A 16,934-nucleotide genomic window follows, 5' to 3' on the forward strand; every position below is an offset into this window, starting at 1 on the left:
CCGAAAGTCATCGCGTCCGGCCGCCCGGCCGCCCGGCCGCCCGGCCGCAGGTCACCTCAGACTTCCCCCGCCATGCCGTCCCCCGCTGTGCCTTCCCCCGCTGTGCCTTCCCCCGCTGTGCTGCCACAGCGAAACCCACTGGTGGGCGGTGAGGTCCTTGGGCAGAGCGCGGTGTGCGGCGGGGTGGTGGCGCAGCCAGGCCCGGAGGGCGTCCCGGTCGAAGCGGCCGGTGCGCTCCAGGATCTGGCGCAGGCCGTTGCCCCTGCCGGTGAAGACCTGCTTGACGAAGTCCTGGTACGGCCCGCGCTCGACGGCCGGCGGGTCCGTTCTGCGCCGCATCGTGAGCAGCCCGCCGTCGACCGAGGGGACGGGGCGGAACGACCGGGCGGGGACGCGCGAGCGCAGCTCGAACTCGTACCACGGCCACCAGGCGGCGGTCAGCATGCTGGCGCCCCCGACACCCGCCCGGCGCCGGGCCACCTCCCACTGCACCAGCAGTACGGCGGTGTGCCAGTGGTCGGCGGCGAGCAGGCGCTTGACGATGGGGGTGGTCACGTGGAACGGGATGTTCCCGACGACCACGTGCGGGTGCTGGGGCAGCCGGTGCCGGAGGATGTCGGCGCAGACGACGGTGACGTTGCCGGGCGTACGGCCGTCCAGGCGCCGGGCCCGTTTCGGGTCGATCTCGACGGCGGTCAGCGGGCGGCCGTGGCGGCTCAGCGGCAGCGTGAGGGCGCCTTCCCCGGCGCCGATCTCCACGATGGGGCCGCTGGTCCGGGCGACGAGTCCGTCGATGTCGTCGATCACTGAGCGGTCGACCAGGAAGTTCTGGCCGAGTTCGTGCCGTCCGCCCTGAGGGGCCTGGGCGTGGGCCTGGGTGGCGGGCTGGGCATGGCGACGGGGGCGTGAAGAGGAATGCGACATGTGCGTACGTGCTCCGCGAGGGGATGTCCGGAGCCGGGCAGCGGAGAGCGCCACACCGGCGATGACCCGATATGCGGCGGAGCTGGTCGAACGCGAAGAACGAGAAGGACGAGCCGGCCGCTAGTGCCGCGACCGGCAATGTTTGCCCCGAAGGAGCGCCGTCCGGTGCGTGCGATCGCAAGGCGGCCGGAAGTCCTTGTAGCGGAGCTACCAGGGCTTTTGGCCAACGCGGCGAGCGTGCGTGCTGGGCGGCGCGACGGGGCAAAGCTTGCCGAGGGGCACTAGGAGCGGCGCATCCTTACGAAGCACGTGCAGTTCATGTCCGGCACCCTATCGACGGGGGCCGGGTGGGCGCTCGGAATTATCGGCGGCCGTCGGCGTCGCTGCCGTGGCCCCGGCGAACTCCTCGGGAAGCGGCCGGCTGTGCACGACGTCCAGGCGCGACACGGCCCGGGTGAGGGCCACGTACAGCCGGTGGCGGCCCCGGGCCTCCGCCGCCTCGATGTCCGCGGGCTCCACCAGGACGACATGGTCGTACTCCAGGCCCTTCGCCGCCGTCGCGGGCAGCACCGTCACCCGCGCCGCCGCCGCGCCGGGCTCGTCGGCCGCCGCCGTGGCGATCCCCGCCGCGGTGAGCGCGTGCCGGAGCCGGCCGGCCGCCGGGCCCGCCGCGATGACGCCGACCGAGCCCTCGCGCGCCAGCGCCTCCCGTACCGCCCCGGTCACGGCCGCCGCCAGGTCGTCGGTCCGACGGGTCGTCAACTCGCCCTCCCCGCGCAGCGAACGGGCCGGTGGTACGCCGACGTCCAGCGAGGCCAGCAGCCGGTTGGCGATCCGTACCACCGCGCCCGGCACCCGGAACCCGGCGGTCAGCGGGATCACGGCGGCGTCCGGCCTGCCCAGGTGGCCGAGGAGTTCGGGCCAGGACCGGGCGGCCCACGCGGTGGTGCCCTGAGCGAGGTCCCCGAGCACCGTCAGCGAACCGGACCCGGCGCGCCGGGCGATCGCGCGGCACTCCATCGGGGAGAGGTCCTGCGCCTCGTCGATGACGATGTGGCCGTAGCCCCGGGGGCGTTCGATCAGCCCGGCCAGTTCGTCGAGGAGGACCAGATCGGCCGCCGACCAGGCCAGATTCCGTGCCACCCGCGCGGACACCGAGGCAGAGGGGGAAGCGGAGACCCCCTCCCGCCACGGGCGGTGGATCGCGCGCCGCTCCTCCGCCGTGAGAATCCCCTCGGCCCAGGGATCCGGGTCGGCGAGCAGCTCCGCCAGCACCTCCTCCGGCCCCGTACGCGGCCAGACCGCATCCAGGTACGCGGTGACCGCCCGCGACCGCTCCACCCGCCGCGCCCATGTCGCCGGCCTCGGCCCCGCCCGCCGTTCCGCCCGGAGCTGGAGCGCCCGTACGGTCCGGCCGCGGACGCGCTCGCGGCCGACGGCGTACGGGGGCGCCTCGGCCCGTACGGCGGCCACGATCCCGGCCAGTTCGTCCAGCCCGAGCCGCAGGCGGTACGAGCCGTCGGGCACGGTCAGCGGCTCGGCGGGCGGGCGGATCCGCCCGTACAGCGCGCGGCGCAGCACCTCGGCCATGCGGGCGTCGTGCTTGACGGCGGCGGCGGCCTCGTCGTCCACCGCGCGGACCGGGTGGCACGCGATCTCGTCACCGACCGTCGACTGACGGACGCCGTTCTCGCCGAGCGACGGCAGCACCTCGGCGATGTAGCCGAGGAAGGCGCGGTTGGGGCCGAGGATCAGCAGCCCGCCGCGCTGGATACGGCGCGGGTAGGTGTAGAGGAGATACGCGGCCCGGTGCAGCCCGACGGCGGTCTTGCCGGTGCCGGGGGCGCCCTGGACGCAGAGGGAACGGCCGAGTTCGGACCGTACGAGTTCGTCCTGCTCCGGCTGGATGGTGGCGGCGATGTCGCGCATCGGGCCGACGCGGGGGCGCTCGATCTCCCTGTTGAGGATGGCACCGCCCCGCTCCCCGGGCCCGGTTGAACGCTCCTCGTCCGCCAGGTGCTCGTCCGCCAGGCGCCCGTCCGCCAGGTGCTCGTCCGTCAGGCGCTCGTCCTCCAGGCGCTCGTCCTCCAGGCCGGTCAGCTCGTGCGGCTCCCCCGTGCTCCCGGCCGCCCACCCGAACCGGCGGCGGACGGCGACGCCCTGCGGGTCGCGGACGCTCGCGCGGTAGAAGGCGCGCGAGACGGGCGCGCGCCAGTCGACGACCAGCGGCGGGGCGGCCGGGTGTTCGCCGACCCGGCGGCGGCCGATGTGGTAGCTCTGACCGCCGTGTTCGCCGTCCGCCGGGCCGAAGTCGAGGCGGCCGAAGAAGAGCGGACCGTCCGGTTCGAGCCGCAACTCCCGCGCTTGGCCGCGCAGATGGCGGCCGAGAACCTCGGCGTCGGCTCCGGAGGCGAAGGCGTTCTCGCCGGTGACGACCTGCTCGTGGGCGTCGGAGACCATGCCGGCCAGGGCGGCGCGGCAGCGCTCGTGGTGGGCGCGTTCACGGCCGAGGTCGCTCGCCAGGGCGTGGCCGGGATCAGGAGCGCGGTCGGGATAAGGGCCGGGGCCGGGCGGGCGCGAGTCGGGTGCCGTCATCCCGTCAGAATAACGTAACCGAGTCTCAAATATTACCCAGTAACTAAATCTTCCCGCATGCTGCGCTCACCAGAGACCGAGCCCGGTGCGCAGCTGCCCGAAGGCCAGTTCCGCCTGCTCCACCGCCCCGGGATACACCTCCTCGGCGCGCTCCCCCTCCCTGATCCGCCGCCAGTTCTCCTCCGCGAGGACGCGCTGGACGGCGATGATCTGCCCGGCGCCGAGCGCCCCCGCGATCCCGCCGCCGAGCGCCGTCGCGAGCGCCCCCTCCGAGCGGCGCTGGTACCCGTGCAAGCGGGCGACCAGGCTCGGTGTCCCGTACAGCAGCCGGTGGAACGCGAACACCGTCTCGTCGTCGCTGAGCCCGGTCACCGGGTCGCGCCGCCGCAGCCCGTCCAGGAAGTGGTGGCGCAGCGCGTCGAGCGGGCGCACCCCGTCGGGCCGCCCGGCGACCACCCGGGCGGCCTCGTCCTCGTGGTCGGCGAAGCGGTGCAGGGCCAGGTCTTCCTTGGCCGGGAAGTACCGGAAGAGGGTCGGTTTGGAGATCTCGGCCGCCGCGGCGACCTCCGCGACCGAGACACCGTCGAAGCCCTTGGCCAGGAAGAGGGCGACGGCGGCGTCGGAGATCTCCTGATACCGCCGCCGCTTCTTGCGCTCCCGCAGACCGGGATCGCTGCCGGTGGGACCGTCGCTGCCATCGCCGCTGTCGCTGCCGCGGTTGTCGTCGTCGCCGCTCATGACGACGAGCCTACGCAGCGCTTGACCTCAACCGAACTTCACGTTCGAGAGTTGACGTGAGCGACAGACGGAAGACGGACCGAACGGACGGACCGAAAGGGTGCGATCGGCATGCGCGTAGTAAGGGTGACGGCCTTCGGCGGCCCAGACGTCCTGCGGACGCAGGAGGCTCCCGACCCGGTGCCGGGCGCGGGCGAGGTGGTGGTCGAGGTCGCCGCCGTGGACACGATGTTCGTGGAGACGCAGGTCAGGGCGGGCTGGGGCCTGGAGTACTTCCCGGTGCGGCCCCCGTACACCCTGGGCGGCGGCATCGCCGGTACGGTCCGTGCGGTCGGCGCGGGCGTGGACGGCGGCTGGACCGGCCGCCGCGTCGTGGCCTCCATGGGCATCACCTGCGGCGCGGTGCAGCGTGCGGTGGCCTCGGTGGAGGCGCTGACGCCCGTACCGGACGGCCTGCCGCTCACGACCGCCGCCGCCGTATTCCAGGACGGCGTCACCGCCCTCGCCCTCCTGGACGCCACGGCGGTCGCGGCGGGGACGCGCGTGCTGATCCTCGGCGCCTCGGGCGGCATGGGCACCCTGCTGACGCAGCTCGCGAAGGCCCAGGGCGCGTATGTGGCCGGAGTCGCGCGCGGCGCCCGCAAGACCGCTCTCGTACGGAAGCTGGGCGCGGACGCCGTCATCGACGGTACGGACAGCGGCTGGCCGGGCCGTGCCCGCGAGGCACTCGGAGCGGCGGGCGGTCCGGCAGGCGGACCGCAGGGAGGCGCGGCGGGCGCCGAGGTAGTCCTCGACGGGGTCGGCGGCGCCATGGGCGCCGCCGCCCTCCCCCTGACGGCCGACGGCGGCCGCTTCTCGGCCCACGGCGCGCCGACGGGCGGCTTCGCGGCCGTCACCCCGCAGGAGGCGGCCGATCGCGGGATCCGGCTGCTGACCATCGCCGACGCGCAGATCTCCGAGGAGGTACGGGTACGGCTGGCCGCGCGGGCCCTGGCGGAGGCGGCGGCGGGCCGGCTCCGCCCGGTGATCGGCGCGACCTACCCCCTGGAGCGGGCGGCCGACGCCCACCGCGCGATCGAGGGGCGGGACCTGGTGGGAAAGGTCCTGCTGACGGTCTGATCGGAGAACAGAGAACGGGAGAACGGAGGACGGGAGAACGGATCAGAAGACGTCCGGGCACCAGGGCCGCCCCGGCGTGCGGAACAGCGACTCCGCGACCGCCGCCGCGCCCGGCGTTTCCTCGGTCAGCGCGCCCAGCGCCGCGAGCCGCAGGGCCGACTCGTCGCCCAGATACAGCGCGCCCAGCTCCCTTACGTCCAGGGTGAGTTCGGCGGACTCCGTGGTCGGCGCGCAGCTCGCGCCCGACGGACCGGCGTCCAGCCGGAACCGGCCGCCCGCCAGGCCCGCCTTGTCCCGTACCTCCAGCACCAGCGTGGCCGTGGCGGTGTACGTACGCGCCTCCAGGGCCCGTACGGTGTCGAGGATCCGCAGCCACAGGAAGTCGGCCTGCGTGACGATCCGGGCGGCGCGGGGGTCGGGCAGGAAGTACGGCAGGAGGTCGTCCGGGGCGCGGAGCCCCGTCCGTACCGTCGAGACCCAGTCGATCGAGCAGACGAAGCGCCACAGCGCGCGCTCGGCCGCCGGGGTCACAGCGATCAGCTTGCGTACGGACGCGGTGTTCAGCGGCTGCTTGGCGTCGCCCCAGTGGTCGTCGGAGCTGTACGTCATCAGCCCCTCGATCTCGCCGGCGGCCGAGCGGTAGACCGCGTAGAACGGCTCCGTCCACGGGTTGCCGTTGTCCACGACGCCGGTGTGGACCTCCCACCAGCGCGCGTCGCGGCCGACCGCGCCCGGCTGCGCGGCCCGGACGCGCTCGTGCAGCGCGGGGCCGAACTCCCGTACGTCGGCGCCGTCGACCAGATCGACCCGGCCGCCGTCCTGCGGCCCCGACCACCTCGGGTCCAGCCCGGTGCGGGCCACGTCGACCGACCACTCGGTGGTCCAGGCGGCGGGGCCGAAGCCGTACCGGCCGTAGATCGGGTACTCGGCGGCGATCAGCGTGGCGACGGCGTCGCCGCGCTCCTTGGCCTCCGCGAGATCCGCGCCCATCATGCGGGTGAGCAGGCCGCGCCTGCGGTGGGTCGGCGACACCGAGACGTTGGTGACCGCGTCGGAGGACAGCACGGCCCCGCCGACCACCGTCAGCTCCTGGGAGAAGGAGCGGAACGTGGCGACGCAGCGCCCGTCGTCGAACGCCCCGCGCACCCGTGCCGGGTCACTGTTGGCCAGCCGCCGGGCCGTCACCTCTTCCGAGACGACCGGCGGGCGCAGAAACCCGGTTTCCAGGGCCCGCGCCCAGTTGGGGTACTCGGACTCGGCGACGGTACGGACCTCAAGACTCATGGTCCGCACGGTATGCGCGGGTCACGAGCGACCGCATCCGGTTTTCGACCGCGGTGGCGGGCCGCCCCGGCAGGGCCCGCGCCGTCACCCCGTACGCACGGCGCCCATACGCGCACGGCGCCCGTACGCACGGCAGCCCCTACGTACGGCCCCTACGTACGGTCAGAACGCGGCCCGCACCGCGCCCACCACGTCCGCGCCGCCCAGCAGCGGCGCCCGGCCGATCCGGGCCAGCACCTCGGCCTCCACGCCCAGCAGTTGGAGCGCGCGGGCGAGCACCGGGCCGAGCGCCCGTATCCCGCCGTCCTCGATCTTGAAGGCCAGCGCCCGGCCGTCCGCGAGCGCCACCGCCTGCACGGCCTCCGCGCCCATCTTCGAGAGGGTGCCCGGCACCTCCCGCATCAGCCAGGTGTCGGTACGGCGGGTGCCCGCGACGTACTCGGGGTGCGCGCGCATCGCGTCCGCCACCCGCCGCTCGGCCGTCCCGGGCGCGGCGAGTACGAAGTGCCGGAAGGCGCGGGCGAGGCCGGTGAGGCTGAGCGCCATCAGCGGGGCACCGCAGCCGTCCGTACCGACCACCGGGACGCGCTCCCCGGCCGTCTCCTCGACCACCATCCTGACGAGCTTCTGCATCGGATGCGCGGGGTCCAGATAGCTGTCCCTGGGCCAGCCGTTGATGTCGCAGGCCGCCAGCATCGCGGTGTGCTTGCCCGAGCAGTTCATGGTGATCCGCTCGCGCACACCACCGGCAGCGAGATACACCTCCGCCTCCACCTGGTCGAGCGGCAGGTCCGGCGGCGTCCGAAGGTCGTCGGCCGTCAGTCCGTGCTCCGCGAGCATCGTGCGGACGAGTTCGAGGTGGAACGCCTCGCCCGAATGGCTCGCCGCCGCCAGCGCCAGCCGCTCGTCCGCCAGGTCGAGCCCCGCGCGCAGTACGGCCGCCGCCTGCATCGGCTTGTTGCTGGAGCGCGGGAAGACCGGCGCCTCGGAGTCGCCCAGCTCCAGCTCCACGCTGCCGTCCGCCGCGAGCAGCACCAGCGAGCCGCGGTGGCGGCCCTCCACGAAGCCGGACCGTACGACCTCAGCGAGCACCGGCGGTTCCACGCGCGCGATGGCGTGCGCGCCGGCGGAGACGGTGGTGCTGCTGGAGGTACTGGACATGCTGGAGGTCATCCTCGGCCTTCCGGAGCAGGGCAGGGCAGGACAGGTGGCGTGCGGAGCGCAGCCGTGCGGCGAAACGAACCGTGCGGCGGACGAGCAAACGAGCGGACGGCAGTCGGCCACTTCCCCGTCTACGTCAGCAGGTCGTCCACCTGTGCTTCACCTTCACGGTACCTGCGCGCGATCTCCGCGCTGCAATCGTCCGCCGTCCGCTGCAACTGATGGCGGCGGCGCGACAACTGCTGCTCGTTACGGATCAGTCGCCCCATCGCCGCGTGCAACTCCTCGTCCGTACGCGCCTCCAGGTCCGACAGCTCCACCTCGGCGAGCGTCTCGGCGGCCAGCGTCCGGAACTCCTCGCCGCGCGGCGTGGAGAGCGTGACGTGGCGTGCGGACGAACGGTGCCGCGACGGGGTGTCCGTGAGGATCTCGGAGAGCCGGTCGACGACCGGCGTCTCGGGCGCGGTACGGCACGCCAACTCGGCCCGCAGGATGTCGATACGGCCCTGGAACAGCCGGCGCAGATAGCTGAGATCGGCCTCGTCGCGCTGCGACTCCCGGCGCAGCGCGCGCAGTTCGGCCAGCCGCAGCACGGTGAAGTCGTACGGCAGCGGCGCGGGCCAGGTCTCCCCGCCCGCGGCCCGCTGGACGGGCGGCCCCTCATGACCGGACCCAGGACCGGAACCAGGACCAGGACCGGGACCAGGACCGGGACCGGGACCGGGACCAGGGCGGCCATCGGCCCCGACCCCGACCCCGGTCCCGGCGCCGGGGCCGATGCCCGTCCCGCTGGTCGTACGGGTCGCCGGTACCGGTACAGGTACGGGACCGGGACCGGGACCGGAACCGAGCGGCTGCCCGGCACCATTCGTGCTCATCACGCGTACTTCCCCTCGCTCCGCTGGGGGCTCCCCGCCCCCAGTGCCGGAAGGGGCATCGCTCCGCCGGGAACCGCGGGAACCCCATCCCTCGACCGGTGCGCGCCACGCCCCGCACCGCCTCCCGTGCATCGTGCCACTCCTGCCGCCGCCCATGCGGGCGCTCTGCACCCGTTCGGCCCCCGATAGGTTGGTTCGTATGCGTGCGGTGGTGCAGAGAGTGGACGGCGCGAGCGTCGCCGTCGTGACCGAGTCGGGGACGGAAACCGTCGGTGAGATCGTCGGCGAGGGCCTGTGTGTGCTGGTGGGAGTAACTCACGAGGACACTCCGGAGCAGGCGGAGCGGCTCGCCCGCAAGCTCTGGTCGATACGGATACTGGAGGGCGAGAAGTCCTGTTCGGAGGTGAACGCCCCGCTCCTGGTGATTTCGCAGTTCACTCTCTACGGGGACGCCCGCAAGGGACGCCGCCCCACCTGGAACGCCGCCGCGCCGGGCGCGGTGGCCGAACCACTGGTCGACGAGGTGGTGGCGCGGCTGCGCGCGCTGGGCGCGAAGGTGGAGACGGGCCGGTTCGGAGCGGACATGCGCGTCTCGCTCACGAATCACGGCCCGTTCACGGTGGTGCTGGAGATGTGAGCCGACCGGAGGGGCCGGCGGACAGGCAGCGGACAGCAGTCAACGGCCGGACAGACACCCTCCGGCACCACCGGGCGTGCGTCGGCCGCTACGCCTCCACGACCACTTCCTGGGCCGCCGCCGTGTCCCCGGCCAGCAGCTGCGCGTCCATCGGGACATTGCGCTTGATCAGGGCCAGCGCGATCGGCCCCAGCTCGTGGTGGCGCCCCGAGGACGTGATGAAGCCCAGCTGCCGCCCCTCGGCGCCGTCCGCCGCGAGCCGGACCGGGGTGCCGTGGCCGGGCAGGTGGACATCGCTGCCGTCCAGATGCAGGAAGACCAGCCGGCGCGGCGGCTTTCCGAGGTTCTGGACGCGGGCCACGGTCTCCTGGCCCCGGTAGCAGCCCTTCTGGAGGTGGACAGCGCCGCCGATCCAGCCCACCTCGTGCGGGATGGTCCGGTGGTCGGTCTCGAAGCCGAGGCGCGGCCGGTGGCCCTCGATGCGCAGCGCCTCGTACGCGAGGATCCCGGCCACCGGGCCGTGCGCGGCGGCGTACGGCTCCAGCTCGGCGCGCGGCAGGAAGACGTCCCTGCCGTACGGGGTCTCGCGCACGGCCGCGCCCTCGGGGACCTCGGCGATGGATCCGGCGGGCAGATGGACGACGGCGAAGTCGTCCGTACGGTCCGCGGCCTCGACCCGGTAGAAGAACTTCATCGACTCCAGATAGCCGACGAGCGCCTCCGCCGTCCCCGGCTCCACATGCGCCCAGGTCGTCGTGCCGTCGTCCACGAGGTACAGCGCGTGCTCGACGTGGCCGTTCGCGGTGAGGACCAGCGCCTCGGTGGCCTGTCCGGTCGGCAGCTCGCTCACGTGCTGGGTGAGCAGCAGATGCAGCCAGCTCAGCCGGTCGTCGCCGGTGACGGTGACGACACCGCGATGGGAGAGGTCGACCAGCCCGCCGCCTTCGGCGAGGGCGCGTTGTTCACGGAACAGGTCGCCGTAGTGCGCGGCGACACCCTCGTCCTGGCCTTCGGCGGCGACGGCTCCGGGGAGAGCGAGCAAGGGGCTTGAATGAGGCTGCATGTCCTTCAGCGTACGACCCGGCGGCCCACGACCGGGCTCGCCCGGTGGTGCCGTCGGCTAGGACGCGTCGTCCGCCGCCCGTGCGGTGCACTCCCGGCAGCTGCCGAAGATCGCGAAGTGCTTCATGTCCGTCGTGAAGCCGAAGTCCTCGCGCAGCTTGGCGGTGAACTCGGCCGCGACCGAGATGTCCGCCTCGATCACGCTCGTACAGTCCCGGCAGACCATATGGATGTGGTGGTGCCGGTCGGCCAGGTGGTACGTCGGAGCGCCGTGGCCCAGATGGGCGTGCGAGACGAGCCCCAGCTCCTCCAGCAGCTCCAGCGTCCGGTAGACGGTGGAGATGTTCACCCCGGAGGCGGTTCTGCGCACCTCGCCGAGGATGTCGTCCGGCGTCGCGTGTTCGAGGACGTCGACGGCTTCCAGGACAAGCTGGCGCTGTGGGGTCAGCCGGTAGCCGCGCTGCCGCAGGTCGGTCTTCCAGTCGGTGCTCACCACGCCTCCAGTGTAGGCAGGCGCGGCGGCGGTCCCGACTGCCTGAAGCCGGACTGTCTGGAGCCGGACTACTTGAAGAAGGCGATGCCGTCGTCCGGGAGGTCGCCGAGGTCCTTGGCCCACGCGGCGACCTGGTCCGGGGTGACGATCTTCTTCAGGTGCGCCGACATGTAGGGGCGCAGCGGGACCTCGGGGGTCGCCTTCTCGCCGACCCACATCAGGTCGCTGTTCACATAGCCGTACAGCCGCTTGCCCCCGCTGTACGGGCCGGAGGCCGCCGTGCGCGCCACCGCGTCGGTGACCAGATCGATCTGCGGCTTCTGGTCGGCCAGCTCGCCGTACCAGATCTCCACGACGCCCTGGTCGCGGACCATCACGACCTCGACCTTGCGGTCCTTGTCGATGCGCCAGTAGCCCGACTCGGACTCGATCGGCCTGATCTTCTTGCCCTCGCCGTCCAGCGCCCAGGTGTGCGAGACGTACTCGATGAAGTCCCGGCCGTCGTGGCTGAAGCTGACTTCCTGGCCGAAGTTGGCCTTCTCGTCACCGGGGAAGTCGAAGACGCCGACCCCCTCCCAGTCACCGAGGAGGAAGACGAGGGGGACGAGGTCCGGGTGCAGGTCGGACGGAATCTCGATCATGAGAGCAGCTCAGGCGATCTGTAGGGGTGAGGTGGGCGGACCAGCGGTCACCAGCGGTCAGGAGATCAGCGCTGGCCCTGGTACAGCTTCTTCACGGCCAGTCCGGTGAAGGCGAGCACGCCGACACAGACGAGGACCAGCAGGGTGGAGAAGAAGATCTCAAGCACGGGTGCTCCTCGGACGAGCGGTACGAGCGGTAGGGGCCGGGGCCCAGCCTAATGGGTGGGCGCCCGGCCCTCTCGTCGAGGTACTCCGAGGTGGTACGGGGCTGCTCGGCCGAGACCGCGGCGCCGGGCCGCCCCCGCGGTCTCAGCCGAGCAGCTGGTTCTGGAGGATCACCGTCTGATGGAAGGGGACGGCGGGCGTGCCGCCCTTCTTCTCGTGCACGATCAGCGCGAGGGTGTCCCCCGCGACGACGTACGCCTGCCTGACCTGGGTGGCGCCGTACGGTTCCGGCTCCTGGAACACGTACGCGTCGGTGCCCTGAACGGCGTCCGCCGCCGCCTCGGGCCAGTCCTCGTCCAGCTCCGTCTCCCGCGCAGCCGTCAACGGGACTCCGGCGTCGTTCGCCGGGTCGATCTGCTCGTAGAAGAAATCGAACGTGTGCGCGTTCCCCTGGAAGTGCAGCAGGTAGATCCGCGCCTCGGTGCCGTCGGGCATGGTCCAGCCGCGGGCCGCGATGTTCCGTACGGAAGCCTCGCGCAGCGCCGTGCGCAGGCCGGTCCGCCGTTCCTTCTCGTATTCGGCCGTGAACCGCTCGGTGCTCACCCAGCCACCGGACAGTTCCTTGTCGGCGGTGGCCCCGGCCGGGGCCGGAAGCAGCAGATCGCGGGGGTCCGCGTAGTGGATAGAGGCGGGGTTGTCGTCGTTGAAGGGGCGCGGCGAGCCGGCGGGCAGCGCGGGCAGGGACAGCTCGGGGTAGTCCCAGCGGCCGTCGCTCACGGTTCCGAGCCCGGGCACGTCATCGCGCTCCATCCCGCTGATGCCGTACGCCACGCCGCTGCCGAGACCGGCGAAGACGGCGAGGACGACGGCCCAGCGGGTGACCGCGCGCAGAACGCGACGGGGCGGCTCGGGCGGCCGGGGGCCGGCGTCGGCGTCGGCTTCCGCCGGGGAGGGAACGTCCGGCGAACCCTCCGGGGAGGCCGCGGGCTCTTCCGGAGAGGAATCCGGAGAGGAAGAAGGGGAAGTCTTCTGCTCGCTCATATGTAGTTCCCCGGGGATTCGATGTGGCGGAGCTGCTTGTTCACCAGTTCGGCGACGGCCTGCTTGTCGAACTTCTTCGTGCCCTCCGCATTGACCGTCAGGCCCAGTTCACCGTCGTAGGCCACACAGCTCATCGACTTGATGCCGCCCATGAGCTCATCGACATCCTTGGGCGGCAGAAAGCACTTGGCCTTGTCACCTGCGCCGACGACGGGCCCCTTGCGCATCCACAGTGCCTGCGACCGCGCCGAGTACCAGTCGCGTACGGTCGCCCGGTCCGTCATGCGGGTGAGGGTGATCTGCACGATCGTTCCCGACTGCCGCGCGCGGTACGTGCGGAAGGCGAGCCCCTGAATGCCCGCCTTGTCGATCTCCTCGTCGATCTCGCCGCGCGAGGACGGGAGGTATGCGCCGAAGATCTTCTTCAATTGGGCCTTCGCCTGCCTGGCGGTCAGTTCACTGTCATTGCCGTACTCCCCCGCGTCCGGGCCGAGAACGTAGCCGCGCGGGACCGGCAGCAGCTTTTGGGTGAGGGCGCCGTCCGTACGGCCCTTGCCCACGGGGTCGGCCGGGTCCGTGCCCGGCTCGGCGTCGGTCTTGTCCCAGACGACCGTGGGTACGGTCCGGTCGGCTCCGTCCACCGTGATCCCGATGAACGCGATGCCGCCGCCGAGGGCGCCCACGACGAGGAGGGCGGGCAGCACGGTCCCGAAGAACCGCCGGAGGCGCGTTGCGGGCACGGGCTCGGCAGGGTTCTCCGCCGCGGCTGCGTCTTCGGCTGCGGCTCCGGCTCCGGCTCCGGCTCCGGCCACGTGCTCGGCCACTGGTACGTCCTCGGGCACGGGCTCGGTCACGGGCTCGGCCACTGGCCCGTCCTCGGCCACCTGCTCGGGCGCGGCGTCGGCCGCGCGCTTGCCGTCGTCGTTCACAGGCGCTCCAACTGCCGCTCGATCAGGGTCGCGATGTCCTTCTTGGGGATGGGCTCGGCATCGAAGAGGTTGACGATCGCCACCACGTCCCCCCGCCGCGCGGCACCGACCGCCTGATACGGGTACGGCGCCTCGAACTCGGAGTCGTCCCCCGCCTCGTAGGTGAAGTAGCGACCCGTGACACTGCCCTTGACGGGGTCACCGGCGTATCCGGCCTCTTCCTGGTTGAAGTACGTCGTGCTCTCCACCCACGCGGCCGCGCCCAAGTCCGTCATACCGGGCCGGAACTGCATCAGGACCACATTGCCCTCCCCCTCCCCCCGCTCCCAGGAGCGGGCGGCGATCCGGCGCACGTCGCTCGCCACCAGCCAGTCGAATGTCGGCTCACCCACACCGAAGTAGGCGGCGTACGCGGAGGGCGACAACCAGCCGTCGTTGTCCCAGTCCGCGAATCCCGCACGGCTCCCCGGGGGCGCGCTGATCAGCAGCTTCCGCAGATCGCCTTCGACTCTGACCTGGCTGTCCCGCGCCGCGCCCAGCGCCTTCGCCGCCTTCCCCGCGGGCAGCGGCTTCGCCGGATGGGCCAGCCCCGGCTGCCCCAGCGCCGGCAGGGGCGTCGGCGCGCGGTCGGCCTGTATCGCGTATCCGGTGGCCGTGCCGGCGACGAGGCCGAGTACGGCGGCGGTGGCGATCAGCAGGGCCGTACGGCCGCGTCTTCGGTTCTTGGATTGCACGTTCGCTGTTCCCCCCACGCAACGGCCGTCGGACCGTCATCGGTTCTGCGGCGCGGGCGGGTTACCCGCGCGCCCCAGCGCAGACCGACGGCGACGGGCGGGGGTTGCGCGGCGGCGGATTACGATTCCGCATATGCAATCCGCGAAGAAGCTCGTGATCAAAGTGACCGCCGGAGCCGACGCCCCCGAGCGCTGCTCCCAGGCCTTCACGGTGGCGGCGGTCGCCGTGGCCAGCGGGGTCGAGGTGTCGTTGTGGCTGACGGGCGAGTCGGCGTGGTTCGCGCTGCCGGGGCGGGCGGCGGAGTTCGAGCTGCCGCACGCGGCGCCGCTGCCGGAGCTGATCGAGTCCATCCAGGCAGGCGGGCGGATCACCCTGTGCACACAGTGCGCGGCTCGGCGCGGGATCGAGGAGAAGGACGTGCTGGCGGGGGTGCGGATCGCCGGGGCGCAGGTCTTCGTCAGCGAGATCATGGCGGACGGCGTCCAGGCGCTCGTCTACTGAGGCAGCGGGCGCGGGCGCGGGGCGTCCCAACGGGCGCCCCGGCGCCCCGGCGCTCCTGGGCCCCGGAACCCCTGATCCCTAGCGGCGCTTCCTGCGTTCCAGCTCGTCCAGCCAGCGCTCAGACTTCCGCGTCTCGCGGGTCTCCGGGTCCTCCGGCGGCTCGTCCCACCACCGGTCGTCCTTGTCGCGCGTATTGCCCACGATGGCGGCGATCGGCGGGAGCAGCAGCGCCACCACGCACAGCGCGATGGCGGCCGGGACCGACCAGATGCGCACGAAGGTCCAGGCGGAGACGAAGAGGACCAGGCATCCGCCCATGATCAGGAAGTAGCCGCGACGGCGCCGCGTGTACATACCTCCAGCGTACGACCGGAGGCCGCCGGGACGGCAGGAAAAAACGGCACGGAAAACGGCGCGAAGGACCGTGCCCCGTCAGTGGAAGCGTCCAACCCCCTGGGGCACGGCCCTCCGGCCGGTAGTACGTGAATCAGCGGCGTGGAACTCAGACCGCGATCGCGACCTCGGAGAGGCCACCGGTCTGCGCGACGACCGTACGGTCCGCCGAGCCACCCGGGACGAGGGCGCGTACCGTCCACGTGCCCTCGGCCGCGTAGAAGCGGAACTGGCCGGTCGCCGAGGTCGGGACCTCGGCGGTGAACTCGCCGGTCGAGTCCAGCAGGCGTACGTAGCCGGTGACGGGCTCGCCGTCACGCGTCACGGAGCCCTGGATGGTGGTCTCGCCGGGCTTGATCGTCGAAGCGTCCGGGCCGCCGGCCTGTGCTCCACACATACTGTTCAGTCCTTCTGTCGCAGGTCGGGCGGGATTACTTGTTGGCGCCGAGCTCGATCGGCACGCCGACGAGGGAGCCGTACTCGGTCCACGAGCCGTCGTAGTTCTTGACGTTGTCCACGCCGAGCAGCTCGTGCAGCACGAACCAGGTGAGCGCCGAGCGCTCACCGATGCGGCAGTACGCGACGGTGTCCTTGGCCAGGTCGATCCGCTCGTCCACGTAGAGCTGCTTCAGCTCGTCGTCCGACTTGAACGTGCCGTCGTCGTTGGCGTTCTTCGACCACGGGATGTTGCGGGCGGACGGGATGTGGCCCGGACGCTGCGACTGCTCCTGCGGGAGGTGCGCCGGGGCGAGCAGCTTGCCGCTGAACTCGTCGGGCGAGCGCACGTCGACCAGGTTCTGCGTGCCGATCGCGGCGACCGCGTCGTCACGGAAGGCGCGGATCGAGGTGTCCTGCGCCTTGGCCTTGTACGCGGTGGTGGCGCGGGTCGGGACGGCTTCGACCAGGTCGCGGGAGTCCAGCTCCCACTTCTTGCGGCCGCCGTCGAGGAGCTTGACGGAGTCGTGGCCGTACAGCTTGAAGTACCAGTAGGCGTAGGAGGCGAACCAGTTGTTGTTGCCGCCGTAGAGCACGACCGTGTCGTCGTTGCCGATGCCCTTGGCGGACAGGAGCTTCTCGAAGCCCTCCTGGTCGACGAAGTCGCGGCGGACCGGGTCCTGGAGGTCGCTCTTCCAGTCGATCCTGACCGCGTTCTTGATGTGGTTCTTGTCGTAGGCCGAGGTGTCCTCGTCGACCTCGACGATGACTACCTTCGGGTCGTCGATGTGGGCCTCGACCCAGTCGGCGTCTACCAGGACGTCACTGCGGCTCATGCTGTTCTCCTCCGGGGCAGTGTGCGGCGAGATGGTGCTGTGTGCGGTGGCTTCGGGGATCGGACGCGGTTGCGGCCCGTGCTCTCCGGGCACCGGCCCGGCGCGTTCGGGCCGGTGACGGCCCTGGGGCGGCTGGGCGGGGTCCTGAGCTGCGGCTCGAAGGGCCCGGGGAAGGGGCGGGGGGGGGAACGCGAACGTCCCGCTCAGAGAGTGCGACAGAGCATGGCGGCGACGCGGCACAGGTCTACTGCCCGCCGCTTCGTGAGGTCCGCCTGAAGCTTCATATGACCGATCGTAGGTACGTCACGAGGGCCATGTCACCGCCGTGTCGCATTCTGAGACGCGATCATCCACATGTCGAGACGAA

At 72.2% G+C, this 16,934-nt stretch carries 19 protein-coding genes; 3 read left to right on the forward strand and 16 right to left on the reverse strand.

Features of this window, described 5'->3' with window-relative positions; all coding sequences use genetic code 11:
- Nucleotides 1-51 precede the first annotated feature (51 nt).
- The 3 genes from erm to OG627_RS15325 form a co-directional block, all read right to left on the reverse strand.
- The gene (gene erm / locus OG627_RS15315) at nucleotides 52-924 is read right to left on the reverse strand and encodes a 23S ribosomal RNA methyltransferase Erm (protein ID WP_329065403.1); all 873 of its coding nucleotides are present in this window, start codon (nucleotides 922-924) and stop codon (nucleotides 52-54) included.
- A gap of 330 nt (nucleotides 925-1,254) precedes the next feature.
- Nucleotides 1,255-3,519, reverse strand: coding sequence for a HelD family protein (locus OG627_RS15320; protein WP_329065404.1), 2,265 nt, complete (start codon nucleotides 3,517-3,519; stop codon nucleotides 1,255-1,257).
- 66 nt (nucleotides 3,520-3,585) lie between these two features.
- Nucleotides 3,586-4,257 (reverse strand): TetR family transcriptional regulator, encoded by a 672-nt coding sequence (locus OG627_RS15325; RefSeq protein ID WP_329065406.1) that lies wholly within the window; start codon nucleotides 4,255-4,257, stop codon nucleotides 3,586-3,588.
- A gap of 111 nt (nucleotides 4,258-4,368) precedes the next feature.
- On the opposite strand from OG627_RS15325, the gene OG627_RS15330 reads away from it, so the two are divergent.
- On the forward strand, nucleotides 4,369-5,376 hold the full coding sequence (locus tag OG627_RS15330) for a zinc-binding dehydrogenase (protein ID WP_329065408.1): 1,008 nt from the start codon (nucleotides 4,369-4,371) through the stop codon (nucleotides 5,374-5,376).
- A 42-nt stretch (nucleotides 5,377-5,418) separates the two neighbouring features.
- Here OG627_RS15330 and OG627_RS15335 read toward each other — a convergent pair whose 3' ends face one another.
- The 3 genes from OG627_RS15335 to OG627_RS15345 form a co-directional block, all read right to left on the reverse strand.
- On the reverse strand, nucleotides 5,419-6,660 hold the full coding sequence (locus OG627_RS15335) for a GNAT family N-acetyltransferase (RefSeq protein ID WP_329065410.1): 1,242 nt from the start codon (nucleotides 6,658-6,660) through the stop codon (nucleotides 5,419-5,421).
- Between the two features lie 162 nt (nucleotides 6,661-6,822).
- Nucleotides 6,823-7,821, reverse strand: coding sequence for an asparaginase (locus OG627_RS15340; RefSeq protein WP_329065412.1), 999 nt, complete (start codon nucleotides 7,819-7,821; stop codon nucleotides 6,823-6,825).
- 131 nt (nucleotides 7,822-7,952) lie between these two features.
- A complete protein-coding gene (locus OG627_RS15345) occupies nucleotides 7,953-8,699 on the reverse strand; it encodes an RsiG family protein (RefSeq protein WP_329065414.1) in 747 nt (248 codons plus the stop codon).
- A gap of 199 nt (nucleotides 8,700-8,898) precedes the next feature.
- Here OG627_RS15345 and dtd point away from each other — a divergent pair, with 199 nt between their 5' ends.
- A complete protein-coding gene (gene dtd / locus OG627_RS15350; RefSeq protein WP_329065416.1) occupies nucleotides 8,899-9,336 on the forward strand; it encodes a D-aminoacyl-tRNA deacylase in 438 nt (145 codons plus the stop codon).
- A gap of 88 nt (nucleotides 9,337-9,424) precedes the next feature.
- On the opposite strand, the gene ygfZ is transcribed toward dtd, so the two are convergent.
- From ygfZ to OG627_RS15380, 6 genes are all read right to left on the reverse strand, one after another.
- Nucleotides 9,425-10,399 carry a CAF17-like 4Fe-4S cluster assembly/insertion protein YgfZ gene (gene ygfZ / locus OG627_RS15355; protein WP_329065418.1) on the reverse strand — a complete coding sequence of 325 codons (975 nt, stop codon included), beginning with the start codon at nucleotides 10,397-10,399 and terminating at the stop codon, nucleotides 9,425-9,427.
- 57 nt (nucleotides 10,400-10,456) lie between these two features.
- Nucleotides 10,457-10,894 carry a Fur family transcriptional regulator gene (locus tag OG627_RS15360; protein ID WP_329065420.1) on the reverse strand — a complete coding sequence of 146 codons (438 nt, stop codon included), beginning with the start codon at nucleotides 10,892-10,894 and terminating at the stop codon, nucleotides 10,457-10,459.
- Between the two features lie 65 nt (nucleotides 10,895-10,959).
- The gene (locus OG627_RS15365; protein ID WP_329065423.1) at nucleotides 10,960-11,532 is read right to left on the reverse strand and encodes an FABP family protein; all 573 of its coding nucleotides are present in this window, start codon (nucleotides 11,530-11,532) and stop codon (nucleotides 10,960-10,962) included.
- 309 nt (nucleotides 11,533-11,841) lie between these two features.
- A complete protein-coding gene (locus OG627_RS15370; RefSeq protein ID WP_329065425.1) occupies nucleotides 11,842-12,738 on the reverse strand; it encodes a hypothetical protein in 897 nt (298 codons plus the stop codon).
- Nucleotides 12,735-13,667, reverse strand: coding sequence for a hypothetical protein (locus OG627_RS15375; protein ID WP_329065427.1), 933 nt, complete (start codon nucleotides 13,665-13,667; stop codon nucleotides 12,735-12,737). The genes OG627_RS15370 and OG627_RS15375 overlap by 4 nt, the downstream gene beginning before the upstream one ends.
- Nucleotides 13,664-14,401 (reverse strand): hypothetical protein, encoded by a 738-nt coding sequence (locus tag OG627_RS15380; protein WP_329065429.1) that lies wholly within the window; start codon nucleotides 14,399-14,401, stop codon nucleotides 13,664-13,666. The genes OG627_RS15375 and OG627_RS15380 overlap by 4 nt, the downstream gene beginning before the upstream one ends.
- A 133-nt stretch (nucleotides 14,402-14,534) precedes the next feature.
- On the opposite strand from OG627_RS15380, the gene OG627_RS15385 reads away from it, so the two are divergent.
- A complete protein-coding gene (locus OG627_RS15385) occupies nucleotides 14,535-14,903 on the forward strand; it encodes a DsrE family protein (RefSeq protein WP_329065431.1) in 369 nt (122 codons plus the stop codon).
- Nucleotides 14,904-14,981: 78 nt separating this feature from the next.
- On the opposite strand, the gene OG627_RS15390 is transcribed toward OG627_RS15385, so the two are convergent.
- The 4 genes from OG627_RS15390 to OG627_RS35490 form a co-directional block, all read right to left on the reverse strand.
- On the reverse strand, nucleotides 14,982-15,257 hold the full coding sequence (locus tag OG627_RS15390) for a DUF3099 domain-containing protein (protein ID WP_329065433.1): 276 nt from the start codon (nucleotides 15,255-15,257) through the stop codon (nucleotides 14,982-14,984).
- A gap of 148 nt (nucleotides 15,258-15,405) precedes the next feature.
- Entirely contained in the window at nucleotides 15,406-15,693 is a 288-nt protein-coding gene (locus OG627_RS15395; protein ID WP_030590573.1) for a DUF1416 domain-containing protein, read from the reverse strand.
- 34 nt (nucleotides 15,694-15,727) lie between these two features.
- Nucleotides 15,728-16,567 (reverse strand): sulfurtransferase, encoded by an 840-nt coding sequence (locus OG627_RS15400; RefSeq protein WP_329065435.1) that lies wholly within the window; start codon nucleotides 16,565-16,567, stop codon nucleotides 15,728-15,730.
- A gap of 203 nt (nucleotides 16,568-16,770) precedes the next feature.
- A complete protein-coding gene (locus OG627_RS35490; protein ID WP_365390186.1) occupies nucleotides 16,771-16,851 on the reverse strand; it encodes a putative leader peptide in 81 nt (26 codons plus the stop codon).
- Nucleotides 16,852-16,934 lie beyond the last annotated feature (83 nt).

This window comes from Streptomyces sp. NBC_01429 (genome assembly GCF_036231945.1).
Classification (GTDB): Bacteria; Actinomycetota; Actinomycetes; order Streptomycetales; family Streptomycetaceae; genus Streptomyces.

Coding starts and splice junctions, on each gene's coding strand:
- OG627_RS15325 (WP_329065406.1), bottom strand. CDS start 4,257: ATGAGCGGCGACGACGACAACCGCGGCAGCGACAGCGGCGATGGCAGC.
- OG627_RS15370 (WP_329065425.1), bottom strand. CDS start 12,738: ATGAGCGAGCAGAAGACTTCCCCTTCTTCCTCTCCGGATTCCTCTCCG.
- OG627_RS15385 (WP_329065431.1), top strand. CDS start 14,535: ATGCAATCCGCGAAGAAGCTCGTGATCAAAGTGACCGCCGGAGCCGAC.
- OG627_RS15340 (WP_329065412.1), bottom strand. CDS start 7,821: ATGTCCAGTACCTCCAGCAGCACCACCGTCTCCGCCGGCGCGCACGCC.
- OG627_RS15335 (WP_329065410.1), bottom strand. CDS start 6,660: ATGAGTCTTGAGGTCCGTACCGTCGCCGAGTCCGAGTACCCCAACTGG.
- OG627_RS15345 (WP_329065414.1), bottom strand. CDS start 8,699: ATGAGCACGAATGGTGCCGGGCAGCCGCTCGGTTCCGGTCCCGGTCCC.
- ygfZ (WP_329065418.1), bottom strand. CDS start 10,399: ATGCAGCCTCATTCAAGCCCCTTGCTCGCTCTCCCCGGAGCCGTCGCC.
- OG627_RS15365 (WP_329065423.1), bottom strand. CDS start 11,532: ATGATCGAGATTCCGTCCGACCTGCACCCGGACCTCGTCCCCCTCGTC.
- OG627_RS15320 (WP_329065404.1), bottom strand. CDS start 3,519: ATGACGGCACCCGACTCGCGCCCGCCCGGCCCCGGCCCTTATCCCGAC.
- OG627_RS15330 (WP_329065408.1), top strand. CDS start 4,369: ATGCGCGTAGTAAGGGTGACGGCCTTCGGCGGCCCAGACGTCCTGCGG.
- OG627_RS15390 (WP_329065433.1), bottom strand. CDS start 15,257: ATGTACACGCGGCGCCGTCGCGGCTACTTCCTGATCATGGGCGGATGC.
- OG627_RS35490 (WP_365390186.1), bottom strand. CDS start 16,851: ATGAAGCTTCAGGCGGACCTCACGAAGCGGCGGGCAGTAGACCTGTGC.
- dtd (WP_329065416.1), top strand. CDS start 8,899: ATGCGTGCGGTGGTGCAGAGAGTGGACGGCGCGAGCGTCGCCGTCGTG.
- OG627_RS15395 (WP_030590573.1), bottom strand. CDS start 15,693: ATGTGTGGAGCACAGGCCGGCGGCCCGGACGCTTCGACGATCAAGCCC.
- OG627_RS15400 (WP_329065435.1), bottom strand. CDS start 16,567: ATGAGCCGCAGTGACGTCCTGGTAGACGCCGACTGGGTCGAGGCCCAC.
- erm (WP_329065403.1), bottom strand. CDS start 924: ATGTCGCATTCCTCTTCACGCCCCCGTCGCCATGCCCAGCCCGCCACC.